This window comes from Nocardia sp. CA-119907 (genome assembly GCF_050955995.1).
Lineage (GTDB): Bacteria > Actinomycetota > Actinomycetes > Mycobacteriales > Mycobacteriaceae > Nocardia.
In genome coordinates this window covers 6,908,052-6,925,875 of sequence record NZ_CP192091.1, presented here as the reverse complement: position 1 = coordinate 6,925,875, position 17,824 = coordinate 6,908,052, and the positions used below count along the sequence as shown (strand labels likewise).

Genomic DNA, 17,824 nt, shown 5'->3' with positions numbered 1-17,824 from the left:
GGTGTGAACGGAGTGCGGTATGCGCGCTCGTCCGGAGTGGCGGTGCGGAATGACCGCCGGGGCGCCCGGTAGCGCCGCCTTCGGTGTCGACCGGACGCCGTTGCTCGTTGAGAAGGGCAGGGGCGCATGAGCACCGCGCCGCGGATCGACTGGGAAGCCGAGGCCGATCTGGTGGTGGTCGGCGGCGGCGTCGCCGGGTTGACCGCGGCACGCACAGCGTCGCTGCGCGGGTTGCGGGTGCTGATCCTCAGCAAGGGCGGGCCGACCGATACCGCGACCCAGTACGCCCAGGGCGGTATCGCCGTCGTTGCGCCACACGAGGATTCGGTGGAATCGCATGTGCGCGACACCGTCGAGGCCGGTGCGGGGCTGTGCGATGAGCCGGCGGTGCGATCGATCGTGGCCGGCGGTCAAGCCGCCGTGGCCGCGCTGACCGATCTCGGCGCGGTCTTCGATCTCGGTCGGGACGGCCAGATTTCGCGCACCCGTGAGGGCGGACACAGCACACGGCGGATCATCCACGCCGGAGGTGATGCCACCGGCGCCGAGGTGCAGCGCGCGCTGAACGCGGCCGGACTGCCGGTCCTGTTCGGTGCCGCCGCATTGGAGATCGTCACCGGCCGGACCGGGGTGCAGGGCGTGATCGCGGTGTCGGAGAACGGATTCGGGGTTGTGCACGCACCGGCGGTGCTGCTGGCCTCCGGCGGGCTCGGCCAGTTGTACGCGCTGAGCACGAATCCGCCGGGTGCGACCGCCGATGGCATCGCGCTGGCGCTGTGGGCCGGGGCGACGGTGGCCGATCTGGAATTCGTGCAATTCCATCCCACCGTCCTCTACACCCCGGGTGGGCTCGGCCGCAGGCCGTTGATCAGCGAGGCGGTGCGCGGCGAGGGCGCGACGCTGGTGGATTCCGAAGGGAATTCGGTGACGGTGGGTGTGCACCCCCGTGGCGATCTGGCACCCCGCGACGTGGTGTCGCGCGCCATCGCCGCGCGGATGCGTGCACTCGGCACCGATCACGTCTACCTCGATGTCCGTGCGATCGACGGTTTTCCGCAACGTTTTCCGACGATCACCGCGTCCTGCCTGGCCGCGGGGATCGATCCGCGCACCGATCTCATCCCGGTCGCGCCCGCCGCGCACTATCAGTGCGGCGGGATCGTCACCGATACCCACGGCCGGACCGCGGTTCCCGGTCTGTACGCCGCGGGCGAGGTGGCGCGCACCGGCCTGCACGGCGCCAACCGGCTGGCCTCGAACAGTCTGCTCGAGGGTCTGGTGGTCGGCGAACGGGCCGGGGTGGCCGCGGCCGAACGGCTCGGCGAGGACGCGCATGTGACGGAGGTGTCCTTCCACACCGTACCGCGCGCCGCGCGCGCCCTGGTGCAGCAGTCGATGACATCGCACGCCTCGGTGGTTCGCGATGCCGCCGGGCTCGCGGAGGCGGCGGTGCGATTGCGAGACGCGGTTTCGCACAGTGCCGCGACCAGGCTGCGTGCCGAGTTGACCGGTGCCGCTCATCGAATCGCCGGAACGACGGGCACGGCGCCGAGCGATATCGCCGCGCTACACGGCGCTGAAGCACCGAATGGGATCGGAGCCGAGTACAGCGGGGATTTGAACAGTACGGCTGCGGCACAGCGCATCACCGCGTTCGAGGACGCCGCGCTCACCCTCACCGCACAGGTGCTCCTGCTCTCCGCCGCGGCCCGCACCGAAAGCCGCGGCTGCCATACCCGCTCCGATCACCCGACCTCCGACGAACACCAACGCCACAGCCGCGCAGTGCGGCTGGGCCCCGAAGGTCATCCCGTCCCGGCACCCGATGGCCTCGATCTCGGCGACTGGACCCAAGACGCCATCCCGAGCGCCTCATGACGCTCGAATTGGCGGGTGAGACATGGTTGCGGCACCGCAGGAGACGAGCTTTCGCCGGGCGGCGAGGCCCAGCCGACACGAAGGCCCGGCGATTTGAGATCTGCTCGCCAACGAAGCGGGCAGCAGGACGAGGAGTGCACTGATGGGTCTGGATACCGGCCTGGATCGTGACGAGGTGCTGGCGCTGATCCGCACCGCACTGGATGAAGATCTGCGCTACGGCCCCGATATCACCACGGCCGCAACGGTTCCCGCCGATGCGGCGGTCAAGGCATCGGTGGTCTCGCGCCAGCCGGGCACCGTCGCCGGACTCGACGTCGGACTGCTCGTTCTCGATGAGGTGATCGGCGCGGGCAACTACGAAATCACCGATCGAGTGGCCGACGGCACCCGGGTCGTGCCGGGACAGAGCGTGCTCGGGCTGGTCGCGCCGACCCGCGGCCTGCTCACCGCCGAACGCACCATGCTCAACCTGGTCTGCCACCTGTCCGGCATCGCCACCGCCACCGCGTCCTGGGTCGACGCGGTGGCGGGCACCAACTGCCGCATCCGCGACAGCCGCAAAACCCTGCCCGGCCTGCGCGCTCTGCAGAAGTACGCGGTCCGCGTCGGCGGCGGCGTCAACCACCGCATGGGCCTCGGCGACGCCGCCTTGATCAAGGACAACCACGTCGTCGCCGCCGGTTCGGTCGTCGCCGCACTGCGGGCCGTCCGCGACCTGGCTCCCGATATCGCGTGCGAGGTCGAGGTCGACAGTCTCGAACAACTCGACGCCGTCCTGGCCGAGAACGTCGAACTCGTCCTGCTGGACAACTTCCCCCTCTGGCAAACCCAGGCCGCCGTCCAACGCCGCGACGCCAAGGCGCCCAACACCAAACTGGAATCCTCCGGCGGCCTGACTCTCGACGCCGCCGCCGACTATGCCCGAACTGGCGTCGACTACCTGGCCGTCGGCGCCCTGACCCACTCCGTCCGCGTCCTCGACCTCGGCCTCGACATGTAGGACACAACATCAGCGCCCCCTCGGCGATCACCAGCATGGACCGCAACCCCGCCGGTCGGCATCTTCTAGCGGCGCGGCGCAGCGGCGAGAGTGTCGGTGACTGTGCTGTCTTCCGGCCGGAAGACATGCAGCTTCCGGCGGTCGTGGAGGTCGTCGAGGTACAGCCTGCCGCACTCGGCGCACTGCCAGATCGGCCGCTGCACGCGAAACAACTCGCGAGCCCGGTTATGGGCCTGCTCGCGGTCCATCGTCTGATCGGCCACCGCGTCGATCAGGGCATCCAACTGGTCCCACAGGTCGAACTTGTTCGCGTCTGGGATCAGGTGTGCTTTAGTCGGCAGGCCGTCGCCACCGTCGTGAATCGTTGCGCCGCATCGGCAGTGGATCTTCATCTCGTCAGCTGTCCTGCGCCGATCAGGCGGTGAGTTCGCGTTCCAGGGGCGTGCGGAAGCGGGGGATGGCGCGGACTTCGCCGAACCATTCGGAGGTGCGGGCGGCTTCGGCGGCGATCATGGTTTCGGCATCCGAACCGACGTCTTCCAGTAGCCGGTAGACGATTTCGCCGTCTTTGCGCTGGGCCCAGCCGCCGACGATGCGGCCGTTCCACCAGATGGTGGGGCCGACATTTCCGTTGCGGTCGAACAAGGTCGGCGCGTGCGGACCCAGGTACCAGTCGCGGGATTGCCAGCCCATCGGGGTGGGATCGAGCGCGGGGAGGAGGGCGGCCCAGGGATCGGGCTCGGGGGTCGGGTCCTGGTCATCGGCGAGCAGCAGGCCGGTGCCGCCGTCCAGATCGACCTCGACCACATCGAGTTGGGCGATGGCCTTGCGGACCTCGCCGAGGGTCCACCCCGTCCACCACTTGATATCGGCAATGGGGGCAGGGCCGAAGGCGTGGAGCCATTGCCGGACGAGTTCGGCGCGGGCTTCGTCGGTGGGAAAGGTCGGAACACCCTGCGGCAGCCACGATTCCATGGGCGCCCAGGTGTATTGGCTACTGGTCCAGCCGCCGTTGGGACGGCCGCGCACGATGCGACCCTCGACGCCGAGGATCACCAGCACCCATGTTGTGATGGAGGTCGGACGCGAATAGGCCTTATCCGGAGCGGGATTCACCTGGGTGCGCAGCAGCGGCACATCCTTGCTCAGCTGTGCGCCGGTGGCCGCACCCCTGGCCAGCAGCGCCTTATGCGTCGCGTCCTCGACCTCGGCGAGCCAGGCGCGCACATCGCCGTCCACCACACCCGCCTGCTCGATGAATCGGCCGTAGGTGCGACGTTGTTTGTGCGCCAACGCATCCGCGCACGATGCCTGCAATACCGGGACCAGTTCGACCGGCGCGACGAACATGGTGCGCCGCATCGCCAGCATGCGCAGCAGCGTCCGATCGTCGTACAGCGCCTTCTCGACATGCGCGGGCTCGGCGGCATGACTGCGGGCGCCGACGGAGAGGTACACCGTCGCCGGATCGGTCGCATGCAGCACTACCAGCGACCGCACGATCTCGGCCACATCATCGGTGCGACTCGATGACGCCAGCCGATGCCGCAACCCCAGTCGTGCTCGCCGCTCCGCCACATCAATCGAACGCATAGGCGAATACTAGCGTTCGCCCGGCGATCCGCCCGGAACGATGCAGAGCTCGAACTGCTGCGGATCCAGTCGCGGCACCTGGCGCGCCTTCCGCGCTCCGCGATCTCGGCCTGATCGAAATTCCCGTCCGCTTCCCGATCATGATGCCGATCTGGATGACCGCATTCGCCTCGGCCGCCTTGCCGATCTGCAGCAGCACATGCGCCCGCCCGAATGCGGGATCGCTGGCCAGCCGGTCGCGCTGGGACACGCGTGGCCCCCCGAAACGCTCGCAGAATTATGCCGGTTGCCAGGCGCGCACCAGATCGAGCAGGCCGGGGAAGCGCGCTTCCAGGTCTTCGATCCGGACCCGGCTGCGGCGCTCGAGTCCGTACTGCCGCTGGCGGGTGACACCGGCCTCGCGCAGCACCCGGAAGTGGTGCGTCAGTGTCGATTTCGGCCGATCGATCTCGAACCAGCCGCAGGAGCGATCGGTGTCGGGGGATTCGAGCAGCAGCTTCTGCACCATGCTCAGCCGCAGCGGATCACTGAGCACGCCGAGCACCGCTTCCAGCCGCAACTCCGCGCGCGTGGGCTCGGGCAGCGTGGTCGCGACGGTGTCGGTGGCGGGCATCGGGGTCTCCTGTGGGTCTCGAATTCTTTAGTTCGACTTCTATCGTACTGGGTGTTAAGTTCGACTCTCGTCGTACCAGTACGAGAAATTTCGAACTTCTGGAGGTTGGGAATGTCGACACTCGTGGCGTCCGAGGTCGAGATCGCCGAGCGCAATGGCACGGTATGGCTGGCGGCCTGGCCCGTGCTCGCGGTCTTCGTGCTCTCGAACGCGCCGACGCCGCTGTATGTGGTGTGGCAGCACCAGCTCGGCTTCTCCTCTGGCGTGCTGACCGCCGTATTCGCCTGCTACATAGCCGGTTTGCTCGGTGCGCTGCTGGTCGCGGGCGTGGTCTCGGATCGCATCGGGCGCAAACCGGTGCTGCTGCCCGCGGTGATACTCGCGATGCTCGCCTGCGTCCTGTTCGCCACCGCGAATTCGGTTGCGGTGCTGGCGATCGCGCGCCTGCTCACCGGGATCGCGGTCGGTGCCGCCGTATCGGCGGGTATGGCGGCGGTGACCGATATCGGCGGCCCGCATCGCAAACGCCTTGCCGCACTGGCGGCGTCATCGGCCATGGTGCTCGGCGCGGGCTTCGGTCCGCTGCTGGCGGGTGTGCTGTCGCAGACCGTTCCCGGCCCGACCGTAACCATCTTCGTGGTCGAGATCGTCCTGCTCGCCTCGGCTTTCGTGGTGGTGGCACGGCTGGACCTGCCCAAGGGCACGGGCGGGCGCGGCCCGTGGATTCGTATCCCGGCAGTCGCGCCGGGTAGCCGGACCGCGGTACTGCTCGGCATCGCGGTCTTCGCACCGGGCATCACCGCCACGTCGTTCGTGCTCTCGCTCGGACCCTCGCTGCTGTCGAACCTGTTGGGCGCCACCAACCGAGTGCTCGCGGGCGGCCTGGCGTTCGTAATGTTCCTCGGCGCCACCGGTATTCAATTCGCCGTGCGGCGGCTGCGGCTGCGGGCAATCCTGCTCGGCAGCGCCGCGGCCACCCTGCTCGGCATGGTCGCCCTGGCCTCGGCGCTGCGACTGTCATCGATCGCGCTGTTCGCCGCGGCCGCGATACTCGCCGGAATCGGCCAGGGCCTGGGTCAGTTCGGCGGTCTCACCGCCATCAGCGCGAATGTGTCCGCCGATCGGCTCGCCGAGGCCAATGCCGCCCAGAATGTCGGCGGCTATCTGCCCGCCGCCGTGCTCCCGCTGTCGGCCGGATTCCTCAGTGACGCAATCGGTTTACCTGCTGGCGCGACCACCTTCGCGGGTGCGGTCGGCGCCGCCGCGGTGGCCGGTGCGATATTCGTCGCGACGCGCGCCGCCGCTGCCGCCGGAGGGCGATAGCCACATGCCATCATTCCAGCATGAGGCGCGGATACCTACTGCTGATGGCCTGCTGTGCGCTGCTCACCGTGGTGTCGACGACAAGCCTCGTCGCACCGGCCGTTTCGGCCGAGCCGGAGTGCGCGGTCCAGGTGGATATCAGGCCGGTGACCCTGACAGTGGACGGTGAGGAGGCCACCGGCCGGGTATACGAGCCGTACCGCTGTGCGGCGGGTGACCTGCCACCGCACGATCTGGTCGTCGCGGTGCACGGCCACGGCGGCAGCTCCGCCGACTTCGCCGGATATATGACCGCGATCGCCAGCCGCACCGCGACCCCGATCCTGTTGATGGACGCACGCAGCGCGACCAGCGTGTGGCGGACCGGCGACTGGAATCTGTGGGCGGGCTGGCGCGATATCGTCACCGCCACGCAGTGGTACAAGAACGAACATCCCGCGATCGGCCGCACCGTGCTGTGGGGCTGGAGTCAGGGCGGCACCATGAGCGGCCTCGCGGCGGCATACGGCCCACAGGGACTATTCGACTACTGGGTCGACAACTTCGGTCCCGCGGACGATTTCATGATTTGGTATACCTCGGCAGGTATCGATCCCGCGCTACCGGCTCAGGTCGAACGCGACGCGGGCGGCTGTGCCCCGGCGGTGTGCCCAGAGGCCTATGCCGAACGGTCACCAGCCCTGCTGGCCGCCCGGATGGGCACGAAACGCGCCTTCCTCATCCACGGCACCAGCGACGATGTGGTGCCGTATTCGTCGACCCTGGAAATGCGCGCCGGACTGCTCGCCGCGGGCAAACCCACCTCGATGTACACCATCGTCAGCGGCCGCGACCTGTACGGCGCGGTGGTCCCCGGTGATCACGGCATCGGGCCCGCGTACTTCGAGGGTGGCTGCGTCGTCGAGCGGCTGCTCATCGGCACCGAACCCGTCGACGGACCCGATCGCGACTATCTCGTCGATATCGCTCGCGGCGTGAACACCGCCCCCGCGGCCCCGCCGAACGCCAAATGCGCCGCCTGAATCAGGCCGTGGGAACACTCGCCGAGCAGGTGTGGTTCATTCGAGCAGACCGAGACGAGGAGAGGTGCGATGGATACGGGATCGCGAAGCGATTCGATGGGGAACAGTGGCCTAGCGAAGGGGCTGCACAAGCCGGACGACCCCGCCTACCACTGGAACGGCGCGGAATTGGACCTCGACGCCTACCTGGCCCGCATCGGCTACGACGGTCACCGCACGCCGACGCTGGACACACTGCGTGCCCTGGTCTACGCGCACACCACGACGATCCCGTTCGAGAACCTGGAGACCATCCTCGGCCGCCCGGTGCTGCTCGACGTGGAAGCATTGCAGAACAAGATGATCCGGCAGCGTCGCGGCGGCTACTGCTATGAGAACGTCGGCCTGTTCGCCGCCGCACTGGAACGGCTCGGTTTCGGCGTCACCGGTCTGAGCGGCCGGGTCACCCTGGGCGCGCCCGGCGGCCTGCGTCCCGCGACGCACGCCCTGCTGCGCGTCACCACCAGCGATGACGACCGGGTCTGGCTCTGCGACGTAGGTTTCGGCTCCGGCCCGCTCGCACCCTACGAACTGGTCGAGGACGGTGAATTCGCGCTCGGCGAGTGGCGATTCCGGCTCGAACACACCACCGGCGAACTCGACAGCGATCTGTGGGTGCTGCACGAATTCGGTCGCGAGGGCTGGATCGACCGCTACACCTTCACGCTGAACCCGCAGTACCGCATGGATTTCGCCGTCGGCAACCACTTCGTGTCGACATCGCCGCGCTCGCCGTTCACCACGCGCCCGTTCGTCCAGCGTTTCCTCCCGGACGTCCACTACGTCCTGGACGGTCTCACCCTCATTACCGAACGCCCCGACGGCTCCAGCGAGACCCGCGAACTCGAACCCGCGGAACTGCCCAAGCTCCTCGCTGAAGTCTTCGATATCGACCTCGCCGAATCCGACACCGCCGTGCTCGCCGAGGCCCCCTGGCTCTCCTGATCGCACCTTTTCGGCCTTCGCGCGCCTGGCCCCGGTGCGAAGGCCGACAAGGGACGCCAGTCGGAAGCACTCCGTGTTGGTTACCCAGGCTGGTCGCCATCGGCGGTTAGAGTCGGCCAGGTGCGCGCATACCGGAATCTCCTCGTCCTGTTCGCGGCCCCCGCCCTGGCCTTGACCTGCTGCAGTTCCGCACCGGACCAGCCCGACACCGTCGCGGGGCAGTTCGCCGATGCGCTCAACCGCGACGATGTCGCCGCTGCCGCCGCACTCACCGACGATCCGGCCAAGGCCTCCGATGCACTGAGCAAGCTCTACGACGGACTGGGCAAGGAGGTGAAATTCGAGGTCCGCAGCGCCGATAAGAACTCCTTCACCTTCGCCGCCACCTGGAAACTCGGCGAGGGTGGCAAGAACGAGTGGAGCTACACCACCAACGTCGCCGCCAGCGATTCCGGCGACGGCTGGAAGGTCAAATGGGATCCCGACGCCATCGCGCCCGGCCTCGCCAAGGGACCGCTGACCTACAGCACCACCTACCCGAAGCCCGCCCGCATCCTCGAGTCATCGGGCGGTGAGTTGATGACCGAGCAGGTGGTAACCCTGGTGAACGTCGCCCCCGGCGCGGACACTGCCGCGCTGGCTGACGTGCTCGGCCCCGTCGCAGCGGGCATCACCGCGCCGTCGCTGCAATCGGATCTGGCCGCGGCACAGGGCAAGTCGATCACCGCGGTGACGCTGCGCGACGCCGATATCGCCCCGATCCAGCCCGCGCTGGCCGCGATTCCCGGCGTCACCCTCGCGCCGCAGACCCGCCTGCTCGCCACCGACAAATCCCTCGCCTCACCGGTACTGTCCGGCCTGGCCGACCTGTGGCAGAGCGCGGACGACACGGCCGCTGGCTGGGCGATCCGGGCGCAGACCGCCGACGGCACCGAACGCGTCGCCGGCCAAGATCCCAAACCCACCGCGGACATCGTGACCACCCTCGACACCGATCTGCTGCGCGCCGCGGAGAGCGCGCTGACGCCGCTCACCCAGCCCGCAGCGATCGTCGCATTGCAGCCCTCCACCGGAAAGGTGCTCGCCATCGCACAGAGCGCGGCCGCCGACGCCCAGGGCCCGATCGCACTCACCGGCCTGTATCCGCCCGGTTCGACCTTCAAGACGGTCACCGTCTCCGCCGCACTGCAATCCGGCGCGGTGACCCCGGACACCGTATTGCCGTGTCCGGCCACCGCGAATATCGAGGACCGCCGCATCCCCAACGACAACAACTTCGATCTGGGCAATGTGCCGCTGCACACCGCCTTCGCCCAGTCCTGCAACACGACCATGGCCCAACTCGCGGCGAACCTCCCACCCAACGGCCTGACCGATGCCGCGGCACAACTCGGCCTCGGCGTCGACTTCGTCACACCCGGTCTGACCACCGTCACCGGCAAGGTGCCGACCGCCGACACCCCGGCGCTGCGGGTGGAGTCCGGCATCGGCCAGGGCAAGGTGACCGCATCGCCGTTCGGCATGGCACTGCTCGCCGCCTCCATCGCGCGCGGATCGATGCCGCTGCCGATGGTGGTCAACGGACAGCCCGGCGTCGCCGACCGCACCCCGGCGCCATTGCCGCCGACGATCGATGAGCAGCTGAAAACGATGATGCGCGAGACCATCACCGGCGGCACCGCGACCGCGCTGCGGGATATCCCCGGCCTGATCGGCAAGACCGGCACCGCCGAGTACATCGATGACCAACATGCGCACGGTTGGTTCGTCGGAATCGACGGTGACCTGGCCTTCGCCGTGTTCGTCAGCGATGCGAACAGCTCGGCTCCGGCCGTGCAGGCCGCCGGTCGTATGCTGCGGGCGCGGCCTTGAACTAGCATGGCAGCCGCGCACGGCGCGATGTGGGCGGCGAATATACCCCCGCAGCCGCGTGTGAAGGATTGCGCACCGCTACACTCGTCGACGGAACGCGTTGATGGTCAATACGCGTGATGTCACGATTTCGAGAAGGTTCGGAGTAGGCGCCATCGATACCGGTCAATTGATCGCGGAGCACTACCGCCTGGTCGAGCGGATTGGTAGCGGCGGCACAGGTGTGGTTTGGCGTGCCATCGACGAACGCCTGCAGCGCTCGGTCGCGGTGAAGCAGATCCACATCAAGCCCAGCCTGCCGGAAGCCGAGCGCGATGTGGTGCGTCAGCGCGCCTTCCGCGAGGCCCGCAATGCGGCACGCTTCCAGCATCCGAATGCGATCGTGGTCTTCGATATCACCGAGCACAACGGCGACCCGTGCCTGGTGATGGAGTATCTGAAGTCGAAGAGTCTGGCCGGGGTGATCTCGGCGCAGGGCATGCTGCCGCTGACCCAGGTCGCGCGGATCGGCGAGCAGGTCGCCTCGGCATTGATCGCCGCGCACCACGCCGGGATCGTGCACCGCGACGTCAAGCCCGGCAATATCCTGCTCGACGACACCGGCACCGTGAAGATCACCGACTTCGGCATCTCCCGCGCCACCGGTGACGTCACCCTCACCGAAACGGGTCTGATCTGCGGTACCGCCGCCTATCTCGCGCCGGAGGTCGCACGCGGCGCCGACCCGACGCCCGCCGCCGACGTATTCGCCTTGGGAGCAACGCTTTTCCACGCACTGGAGGGCGAACCGCCGTACGGTTCCAGCGCCAATCCGCTGGCCGTGCTGTACGCCGCGGCGAACGGTCAGGTGAGCGAACCGCGGCATGCGGGTCCCGCCACCGACTTCCTGCTCGATCTGCTCAGCCCCGACCCCGGCGACCGGCCGACCATGCGTGCGGCCCGCGAACACCTGTCCGCGCTCGCCGACTCGGGTTCGGCATCGGTGCACGCCGGATTCGTCCCCGCCAGTGAGGCTTTCGCCCGCCACGGCGAATCCGCCACCCGAACTCTGCGGCCGCCCGCGAACCCGACGCCGGAGTATCAGCCCACAGCGCGGCAGCCGCGTCCGGCACCGCCGCCGCGAAATACGGTTCGCCCCAACAACTCCGACAACGGCTCGACGCATCCGCGCACCGCGGCACATCCGCGCACGACCGCGCAGCCGCGGCCGGTGCCACGTCAGTCCGGCGGTAAGCGCAAGGCGGTGCTGATCGGCGCGAGCGTCGGTGCGGTGGTGGCCGTCGTGGCCATTCTTATCGGCGCGCTGAATCAGTCGGGCAGCAATACACCATCGGTGCAGGCGAGTCCGCCGTCGTCGTCGGTCTCGAAGGGCACGACTTCCACGGCTGCGGCTGGCACGCCGGGGCAGACGAAGAGCGTCGGCCAGGCGGACTCGCGGCAATCCATCGATCAAGTGGTGGACTTCTACAACAACCTCATCTATCTGAGGTTCGCGGATGCATGGAAACAGTTGACTCCCGCTGCTCAGCGGGTCTACGGCAGTCAGTCGGCCTTCCAGGATTACTGGACCCAGAATCGGGTCACCGGCTTCAACACTGTTGATGCGGCCGGTGGTGGTACAGGCACCAGCCCGGACGGTTCAGTGGAAATCAATGTGGCCAGCGTGACCTATGCGGGCCAGAGCAGGTCGGTGACGTTGCGGTTGATCAACTCCGGCAGCGGCGCCCCACTCATCGACAGCGATACGCGCAGCGGCGACGCCCGCTAGTCATTGCCTAGCGGGAGCCGGACCGCACCGTCGAGTGCGCCCAATTCGCCAGCAGCGCAAGGGCGGTCGCGCTCGGCGAATCCGGTTCGGTGGTGTGCATGATCAGCGCCTGATCCGGATCGTCGGGCAGGCGCAGGGTTTCGTAACCCAGGTCGAGCCTGCCGACCACCGGATGCAGGTAGACGTACTGCCCATGCGTCTTGTCCTTGAGCTCGTGCCGCTCCCAGGTATCGCGGAAGTCGGCGGAGGTCGCGCTCAATTCCTCGATGAGTGACGCGATTCCGGCATCACCTGGATTGCGGGCCATGTCCAGACGCAGGTATGCCACGACATCGGCGGCCTTGGCCGGCCAATCCTCGTAGAGCTCGCGCATGCCCTCGTCGAGAAAGACCAGCCTGGCCAGATTGCGTTCGCGAGGCGGTAGCGCGCCGAAGTCGGTGATGAGCGCGGCGGCCAGCGGATTCCACGCGAGCACATTGGTGCCTCGGCCCACGATGTAGGCGGGCACATCGGCGGCGGCGTCCAGCAGTCGGCGCAGTCCGGGCCGGACCTGCTGTTCCGATTGCGGCTCATCACCGGACCAGGGCCGGGCCAGTCGATACAGGTGTTCGCGCTCCACCTGGTTCAGCCGCAGCGCCTGCGCGACAGCATCCAGCACCGATTCCGAAAAGTGCAGCGTGCGCCCCTGTTCCAGGCGCACATAGTGGTCCACGCTGACTCCGGCCAGCATGGCCAGTTCTTCGCGGCGCAGGCCGGGAACCCGGCGGCGGCTGCCGTAATCGGGCAGGCCGACCTGCTCGGGGCTCAGCCGAGCCCGTCGGGAACGCAGGAATTCGCCGAGTTCAGCGCGTCGATCCAGACTCACACGATCAAGTATCCCGGTGGTTGCCGCCGCGCAGCCTGGTCATCTCGTGCCCAGGCTCGCGCGGCGCTGTTTACCGCGCTCGCACACGCCGAAAGTGGTGATCACGCCGGAACGGATCCGGCAGAGATACGGAGAACGCAATGAGCAACACCCGCCCCTTCGGCGACACCGGCATGAACATCACCCCGCTCGGCTTCGGCACCTGGGTGATCGCCGGATCCGGTTGGCAGTACTCCTGGGGCGCCACCGACGACGCCGATTCGATCGCCGCCATCCGGCACGCCATCGACTCCGGACTCAACTGGCTCGACACCGCGCCCGCCTACGGTCTGGGCCATGCCGAGGAGCTGGTCGGCCGGGCACTGGCGGATATGCCAGAATCCGACCGGCCGTACCTGTTCACCAAGACCGGCCTGGTCTGGAACGAGGGCGATGACCGCACCGGACCGCCGCGCCGCATCGTGCGTGCCGACGTCGTGCGCCGCGAACTCGAGCAATCGCTGCGCCGTCTGCGCGTCGACCACATCGACCTCTACCAGGTGCACTGGCCCGACACCGGCGAGATCTTCGTCTACGGCGCCGACGGCGTCGCCTCCGGCGCGGCCACTCCGCTCGAGGAGTACTGGCAGGTGATGGCGGATCTGAAGAAGGAGGGCAAGGTGCGCGCCATCGGCCTGTCCAACCACGATGTCGCCCAGCTCACCGTCGCCGAGCAGGTCGCGCACGTCGACGCCATCCAGCCGCCGTTCTCGGCGATCAACCGCGCCGCGGCACCGGAGATCGCCTGGGCCAAGGACAACGGCACCGGCGTCATCGCCTACTCGCCACTGCAGTCCGGACTGCTGACCGGCGCGTTCACCGCCGACCGCGCGCTCGGCGCCGACGACTGGCGCTCCGGCCACCCGGACTTCACCACCAACCTGTCCGCCAACCTGGCCCTGGTCGACGCACTGCGCCCGATCGCGGCCCGCCACGGCGTCACCGTCGCCGAGGTCGCCCTGGCCTGGGCGACCGCATGGCCCGGCGTAACCGGCGCGATCGTCGGTGCCCGCAATGTCGCGCAGATCGACGGCTGGATCGGTGCCAGCGTCCTGCGGCTGACCGCCGCCGACCTCGCCGAGATCACCACCGCCATCACCGAAACCGGCGCGGGCAACGGCCCGGCCCACGTCTGATCCCCATCACCCTCGGCCTGCGCCGAAACTCTTGACAGGACACCGAAATGACACTGCACGTGGTCGCCGAATTCCGAGCCTCCAGCGGACAGGAGGACCGCCTCCGCACCGCCCTCGAAGCGATGATCGAACCCTCACTCGCCGAGCCCGGCTGTCTCACCTACCAGCCCTACACCGACCCCAACGACCCGTCCCGCATGGTCCTGGTCGAGGAGTGGACCGGGCCCGATGCCCTCGACGAGCACTTCGCGACCCCACACTTCTTCCATGTCCGCGACGTGCTCGCTCAAATCCTCGCCGAGCCCATGGTGATCAAACGCCTCGTCGCCGCTTGACCGGCCCGCCTGCCCCGATCACCCGGGGCAGGCAACGGTTTGGCGATCTCCGCCGTACCTGACTCGGCGATCAGTATTCGAGTTCGGTCCAGGGGATCTGAATCGGGAAGGGGAAGTCGATCTCGATGTCGTCGGTGTTGTCAGGGGTCCATTCTCCCGCAAGCAGGTAGTTGGCCGAATGCAGCGGGTGAACTCCGTCCGGCAGCTCGCCAGGCCTGGTCTCGAGGGCATAGGCGCGCACGATGGCAATCGCACTTGCTTCGCGAGCCAGGTGCACTTCCCAGTACCAGGGAATTCCAGCGCTCGCGTAGCGCCCCTTCTTTGCCTCGATATCGGTCTGGGTGTTGGACGGGGACAGGACCTCACCGACGAGCAGCACGTCGCCGCCGCGGACATCCTGATACGGCGATTCGAGGCAGCGGTGCACGAGGAAGTCGGGAGTCAAGAAGTCGGATTTTCCGGTGCGGCCCAGGAAGACATTGGTTTCCAAACCGACGCGCCAACAGTGCTCTGCGTGATCGGACATATCTTTACGTCCGCAGCGCTCGAGCGCTGCGAACAGGCGTGCCGTGAACACCTGGTGCTCAGAAGGCCCACGCCGAACCCACACCACCCGTCCATTCCATAGCTCGATCTGCTCGGCGATCTCCTCGGGAAGTCGCTCCAACTCCTCCCAGGTCATGTATTCGGGGAGGTCGGGCCGCTGAACGTGCGGAATGGACATGCCGCCATCGTAGTCAGGCTCGCTGCACGGCAGCGAAGTTTCCGAATCCGGCGTCGTGACGACCGCAGCGGATAACCGGTGGCATGCGACCGATAGGCTGGTAGCTGGAGCGGAGCGGAGGAAACCGACCGCTCGGCGTCGGGGGACCGGCGTCCAAGGATCAGGACAGACAGGATCGCAGACCTCATGACATCCCGCATCGAGCTCGCCCGCGTTGATCTACGCGGCCGTACTCCCTCCGCTGCCGAGCTGCGCACCGCGCTGCCGCGCGGGGGAGTCGACGTGGACTCGGTGCTGCATCAGGTGCGCCCGGTGGTGGAGGCGATCCGGGATCGTGGGGTCGCGGCGGCGCTCGAGTTCGGTGAGAAGTTCGACGGGGTGATTCCGCCGAGCGTGCGGGTGCCCGCGGCCGAGCTGGACGCCGCGTTGGAGACCTTGGATCCGGCCGTGCGCACCGCGCTGGAGGTCGCGATCGAGCGGACCCGCAAGGTGCACGCCGATCAGCGGCGTACCGACACCACCACCGAGGTGGTGCCCGGCGGTACCGTCACCGAGCGCTGGGTGCCGGTCGAGCGGGTCGGGCTCTATGTGCCGGGCGGCAATGCCGTCTACCCCTCGAGTGTCGTGATGAATGTGGTGCCCGCGCAGGCGGCGGGCGTCGACTCGCTGGTGGTGGCCTCGCCGCCGCAGGCGCAGTTCGGCGGGCTACCGCATCCGACCATCCTGGCGGCCGCGAAACTGCTCGGCGTCGAGGAGGTGTGGGCCGTCGGCGGTGCGCAGGCGGTCGCGCTGCTCTCCTACGGTGGCACCGATACCGATGGCACCCAGCTCGAGCCGGTCGACCTGATCACCGGTCCCGGCAATATCTACGTCACCGCCGCCAAGCGCCTGTGCCGCGGCCTGGTCGGCATCGACGCCGAGGCGGGCCCCACCGAAATCGCCATCCTGGCCGATGCCGCCGCCGATCCGCTGCACGTGGCCGCCGATCTGATCAGCCAGGCCGAACACGATGTGCTCGCGGCCAGCGTGCTGGTCACCGACAGCGTCGACCTGGCCGATGCGGTCGATGCCGCGCTCACCACCCAGATGACCGTGGTCAAACACGCACACCGGGTGCGAGAGGCATTGTCCGGCAAGCAGTCCGGCATCGTCCTCGTCGACGACATCGAGCAGGGCCTGCGCGTCGTCAACGCCTACGCCGCCGAACACCTGGAGATCCAGACCGCCGACGCCCCGGCCGTCGCGGCCCGAGTGCGCAGTGCCGGAGCAATTTTCGTCGGCGCGTACGCCCCGGTCAGCCTGGGCGACTACTGCGCGGGCTCCAATCACGTACTGCCGACCGCGGGTTGTGCGCGGCACTCGTCGGGCCTGAGCGTGCAGACCTTCCTGCGCGGCATCCACGTGGTCGAGTACACCGAGGCCGCACTGAAAGACGTCGCCGGTCACGTGGTCGCCTTGGCCAATGCCGAGGACCTGCCCGCACACGGTCAGGCCGTGCAGGCGCGATTCGAGGCACTGGCATGACCCCCGAGATCACCGTGCCCGGTGCCGACGTCAGCCTGGACCAGCTACCGCTGCGCGACAACCTGCGTGGCAAAAAGCCTTACGGCGCACCACAATTGACGGTTCCGGTGCAGCTGAACACCAATGAGAACCCGCACCCGCCCAGCAAGGCCCTCATCGACGACATCGCCGAATCGATCCGCGCCGCCGCCACCGATCTGCACCGCTACCCGGACCGCGACGCCGTCGCCCTGCGCACCGATCTGGCCGAATATCTGACCCGCCAGACCGGCGTCGCGGTGAGCACGGCCAACGTGTGGGCGGCCAATGGCTCCAACGAGATCCTGCAGCAACTGCTGCAGGCCTTCGGCGGACCGGGCCGCAGCGCCTTGGGTTTCGTCCCGTCCTATTCGATGCACCCGATCATCTCCGAGGGCATCGATACCGAATGGGTCGAGGCCGAGCGCAATGCCGACTTCTCCCTCGATATCGACTATGCGCTCACCGCCATCGCCGAGCGCCGCCCCGACGTGGTCTTCGTGACCAGCCCGAACAACCCGACCGGACACAGCATTCCGCAGGCCGATCTGGCCCGGATCCTGGCCGCCGCGCCGGGCATCGTGGTCGTCGACGAGGCCTACGGCGAATTCTCCGCCGAGCCGAGCGCGATCGCCCTGATCGATCGGTATCCGACGAAACTCGTGGTCACCCGGACCATGAGCAAGGCATTCGCCTTCGCGGGAGGCCGCCTCGGCTATCTGGTCGCCGCCCCGGCGGTGATCGACGCCATGCTGCTCGTGCGGCTGCCGTACCACCTGTCGGTGGTCACTCAGGCCGCCGCCCGCGCGGCCCTGCGGCACGCCGACGAAACCCTTGCCAGCGTCGCGGAACTGGCAGCGCAGCGCGACCGCGTCGCGGAAGCGTTGCGCACCATGGGGTTCGATGTGATCCCCAGCGATGCGAACTTCCTGCTCTTCGGCCGCTTCGCCGACGCACCCCGCGCCTGGCAGCACTATCTGGACCGCGGCGTGCTGATCCGCGATGTCGGCCTCCCCGGTTATCTGCGCGCCACCATCGGTCTCGCCGCCGAGAACGACGAATTCCTGCGCGTCAGCGGCACACTCGCCGACACCGACCTCACCATTCGATGAATCCGCCTGTGGAGG

The 17,824-nt window shown here is 68.2% G+C and carries 17 protein-coding genes; 11 read left to right on the top strand and 6 right to left on the bottom strand.

What is annotated here, in order from left to right; genetic code table 11:
* Nucleotides 1–126 precede the first annotated feature (126 nt).
* The gene (locus ACQP2D_RS30925) at nucleotides 127–1,878 is read left to right on the top strand and encodes an L-aspartate oxidase (RefSeq protein WP_433679448.1); all 1,752 of its coding nucleotides are present in this window, start codon (nucleotides 127–129) and stop codon (nucleotides 1,876–1,878) included.
* 142 nt (nucleotides 1,879–2,020) lie between these two features.
* The gene (nadC, locus tag ACQP2D_RS30920; protein WP_433679447.1) at nucleotides 2,021–2,881 is read left to right on the top strand and encodes a carboxylating nicotinate-nucleotide diphosphorylase; all 861 of its coding nucleotides are present in this window, start codon (nucleotides 2,021–2,023) and stop codon (nucleotides 2,879–2,881) included.
* Nucleotides 2,882–2,946: 65 nt separating this feature from the next.
* On the opposite strand, the gene ACQP2D_RS30915 is transcribed toward nadC, so the two are convergent.
* The 4 genes from ACQP2D_RS30915 to ACQP2D_RS30900 form a co-directional block, all read right to left on the bottom strand.
* On the bottom strand, nucleotides 2,947–3,273 hold the full coding sequence (locus ACQP2D_RS30915) for a hypothetical protein (protein ID WP_433679446.1): 327 nt from the start codon (nucleotides 3,271–3,273) through the stop codon (nucleotides 2,947–2,949).
* Between the two features lie 22 nt (nucleotides 3,274–3,295).
* Nucleotides 3,296–4,474, bottom strand: a complete 1,179-nt coding sequence (locus ACQP2D_RS30910) for a winged helix DNA-binding domain-containing protein (RefSeq protein WP_433679445.1) — start codon at nucleotides 4,472–4,474, stop codon at nucleotides 3,296–3,298.
* Complete coding sequence (locus ACQP2D_RS30905) at nucleotides 4,461–4,673, bottom strand: hypothetical protein (RefSeq protein WP_433679444.1); 213 nt, start codon at nucleotides 4,671–4,673, stop codon at nucleotides 4,461–4,463. Before ACQP2D_RS30905 ends, ACQP2D_RS30910 begins: the two co-directional genes overlap by 14 nt.
* A gap of 78 nt (nucleotides 4,674–4,751) precedes the next feature.
* On the bottom strand, nucleotides 4,752–5,087 hold the full coding sequence (locus ACQP2D_RS30900) for an ArsR/SmtB family transcription factor (RefSeq protein ID WP_433679443.1): 336 nt from the start codon (nucleotides 5,085–5,087) through the stop codon (nucleotides 4,752–4,754).
* Nucleotides 5,088–5,198: 111 nt separating this feature from the next.
* Here ACQP2D_RS30900 and ACQP2D_RS30895 point away from each other — a divergent pair, with 111 nt between their 5' ends.
* The 5 genes from ACQP2D_RS30895 (at nucleotide 5,199) to ACQP2D_RS30875 (ending at nucleotide 12,056) form a co-directional block, all read left to right on the top strand.
* Entirely contained in the window at nucleotides 5,199–6,410 is a 1,212-nt protein-coding gene (locus tag ACQP2D_RS30895) for an MFS transporter (protein ID WP_433679442.1), read from the top strand.
* 20 nt (nucleotides 6,411–6,430) lie between these two features.
* Nucleotides 6,431–7,432, top strand: coding sequence for an alpha/beta hydrolase family protein (locus ACQP2D_RS30890; protein ID WP_433679441.1), 1,002 nt, complete (start codon nucleotides 6,431–6,433; stop codon nucleotides 7,430–7,432).
* Nucleotides 7,433–7,555: 123 nt separating this feature from the next.
* On the top strand, nucleotides 7,556–8,416 hold the full coding sequence (locus tag ACQP2D_RS30885) for an arylamine N-acetyltransferase family protein (protein WP_433685810.1): 861 nt from the start codon (nucleotides 7,556–7,558) through the stop codon (nucleotides 8,414–8,416).
* Between the two features lie 120 nt (nucleotides 8,417–8,536).
* Nucleotides 8,537–10,288, top strand: coding sequence for a penicillin-binding transpeptidase domain-containing protein (locus tag ACQP2D_RS30880; protein WP_433679440.1), 1,752 nt, complete (start codon nucleotides 8,537–8,539; stop codon nucleotides 10,286–10,288).
* A 103-nt stretch (nucleotides 10,289–10,391) separates the two neighbouring features.
* Nucleotides 10,392–12,056, top strand: a complete 1,665-nt coding sequence (locus tag ACQP2D_RS30875; RefSeq protein WP_433679439.1) for a serine/threonine-protein kinase — start codon at nucleotides 10,392–10,394, stop codon at nucleotides 12,054–12,056.
* Nucleotides 12,057–12,063: 7 nt separating this feature from the next.
* Here the strand turns inward: ACQP2D_RS30875 and ACQP2D_RS30870 are convergent, their stop codons facing one another.
* Nucleotides 12,064–12,921 (bottom strand): helix-turn-helix transcriptional regulator, encoded by an 858-nt coding sequence (locus ACQP2D_RS30870; RefSeq protein WP_433679438.1) that lies wholly within the window; start codon nucleotides 12,919–12,921, stop codon nucleotides 12,064–12,066.
* A gap of 140 nt (nucleotides 12,922–13,061) precedes the next feature.
* On the opposite strand from ACQP2D_RS30870, the gene ACQP2D_RS30865 reads away from it, so the two are divergent.
* Both ACQP2D_RS30865 and ACQP2D_RS30860 read left to right on the top strand, forming a co-directional pair.
* Entirely contained in the window at nucleotides 13,062–14,096 is a 1,035-nt protein-coding gene (locus ACQP2D_RS30865) for an aldo/keto reductase (protein WP_433679437.1), read from the top strand.
* A gap of 47 nt (nucleotides 14,097–14,143) precedes the next feature.
* Nucleotides 14,144–14,431 carry a putative quinol monooxygenase gene (locus tag ACQP2D_RS30860; protein WP_433679436.1) on the top strand — a complete coding sequence of 96 codons (288 nt, stop codon included), beginning with the start codon at nucleotides 14,144–14,146 and terminating at the stop codon, nucleotides 14,429–14,431.
* 70 nt (nucleotides 14,432–14,501) lie between these two features.
* On the opposite strand, the gene ACQP2D_RS30855 is transcribed toward ACQP2D_RS30860, so the two are convergent.
* Nucleotides 14,502–15,155 carry a Uma2 family endonuclease gene (locus ACQP2D_RS30855; protein ID WP_433679435.1) on the bottom strand — a complete coding sequence of 218 codons (654 nt, stop codon included), beginning with the start codon at nucleotides 15,153–15,155 and terminating at the stop codon, nucleotides 14,502–14,504.
* Nucleotides 15,156–15,341: 186 nt separating this feature from the next.
* On the opposite strand from ACQP2D_RS30855, the gene hisD reads away from it, so the two are divergent.
* Entirely contained in the window at nucleotides 15,342–16,679 is a 1,338-nt protein-coding gene (gene hisD, locus ACQP2D_RS30850; RefSeq protein ID WP_433679434.1) for a histidinol dehydrogenase, read from the top strand.
* Nucleotides 16,676–17,809 (top strand): histidinol-phosphate transaminase, encoded by a 1,134-nt coding sequence (locus ACQP2D_RS30845; RefSeq protein WP_433679433.1) that lies wholly within the window; start codon nucleotides 16,676–16,678, stop codon nucleotides 17,807–17,809. The genes hisD and ACQP2D_RS30845 overlap by 4 nt, the downstream gene beginning before the upstream one ends.
* Nucleotides 17,810–17,824: the final 15 nt, after the last annotated feature.

What these genes read in the sequence shown, in the direction of transcription:
- ACQP2D_RS30860 (WP_433679436.1), top strand. Translation starts at nt 14,144, where the DNA reads ATGACACTGCACGTGGTCGCCGAATTCCGAGCCTCCAGCGGACAGGAG.
- ACQP2D_RS30895 (WP_433679442.1), top strand. Translation starts at nt 5,199, where the DNA reads ATGTCGACACTCGTGGCGTCCGAGGTCGAGATCGCCGAGCGCAATGGC.
- nadC (WP_433679447.1), top strand. Translation starts at nt 2,021, where the DNA reads ATGGGTCTGGATACCGGCCTGGATCGTGACGAGGTGCTGGCGCTGATC.
- hisD (WP_433679434.1), top strand. Translation starts at nt 15,342, where the DNA reads ATGACATCCCGCATCGAGCTCGCCCGCGTTGATCTACGCGGCCGTACT.
- ACQP2D_RS30865 (WP_433679437.1), top strand. Translation starts at nt 13,062, where the DNA reads ATGAGCAACACCCGCCCCTTCGGCGACACCGGCATGAACATCACCCCG.
- ACQP2D_RS30925 (WP_433679448.1), top strand. Translation starts at nt 127, where the DNA reads ATGAGCACCGCGCCGCGGATCGACTGGGAAGCCGAGGCCGATCTGGTG.
- ACQP2D_RS30910 (WP_433679445.1), bottom strand. Translation starts at nt 4,474, where the DNA reads ATGCGTTCGATTGATGTGGCGGAGCGGCGAGCACGACTGGGGTTGCGG.
- ACQP2D_RS30890 (WP_433679441.1), top strand. Translation starts at nt 6,431, where the DNA reads ATGAGGCGCGGATACCTACTGCTGATGGCCTGCTGTGCGCTGCTCACC.
- ACQP2D_RS30915 (WP_433679446.1), bottom strand. Translation starts at nt 3,273, where the DNA reads ATGAAGATCCACTGCCGATGCGGCGCAACGATTCACGACGGTGGCGAC.
- ACQP2D_RS30900 (WP_433679443.1), bottom strand. Translation starts at nt 5,087, where the DNA reads ATGCCCGCCACCGACACCGTCGCGACCACGCTGCCCGAGCCCACGCGC.
- ACQP2D_RS30875 (WP_433679439.1), top strand. Translation starts at nt 10,392, where the DNA reads ATGGTCAATACGCGTGATGTCACGATTTCGAGAAGGTTCGGAGTAGGC.
- ACQP2D_RS30855 (WP_433679435.1), bottom strand. Translation starts at nt 15,155, where the DNA reads ATGTCCATTCCGCACGTTCAGCGGCCCGACCTCCCCGAATACATGACC.
- ACQP2D_RS30845 (WP_433679433.1), top strand. Translation starts at nt 16,676, where the DNA reads ATGACCCCCGAGATCACCGTGCCCGGTGCCGACGTCAGCCTGGACCAG.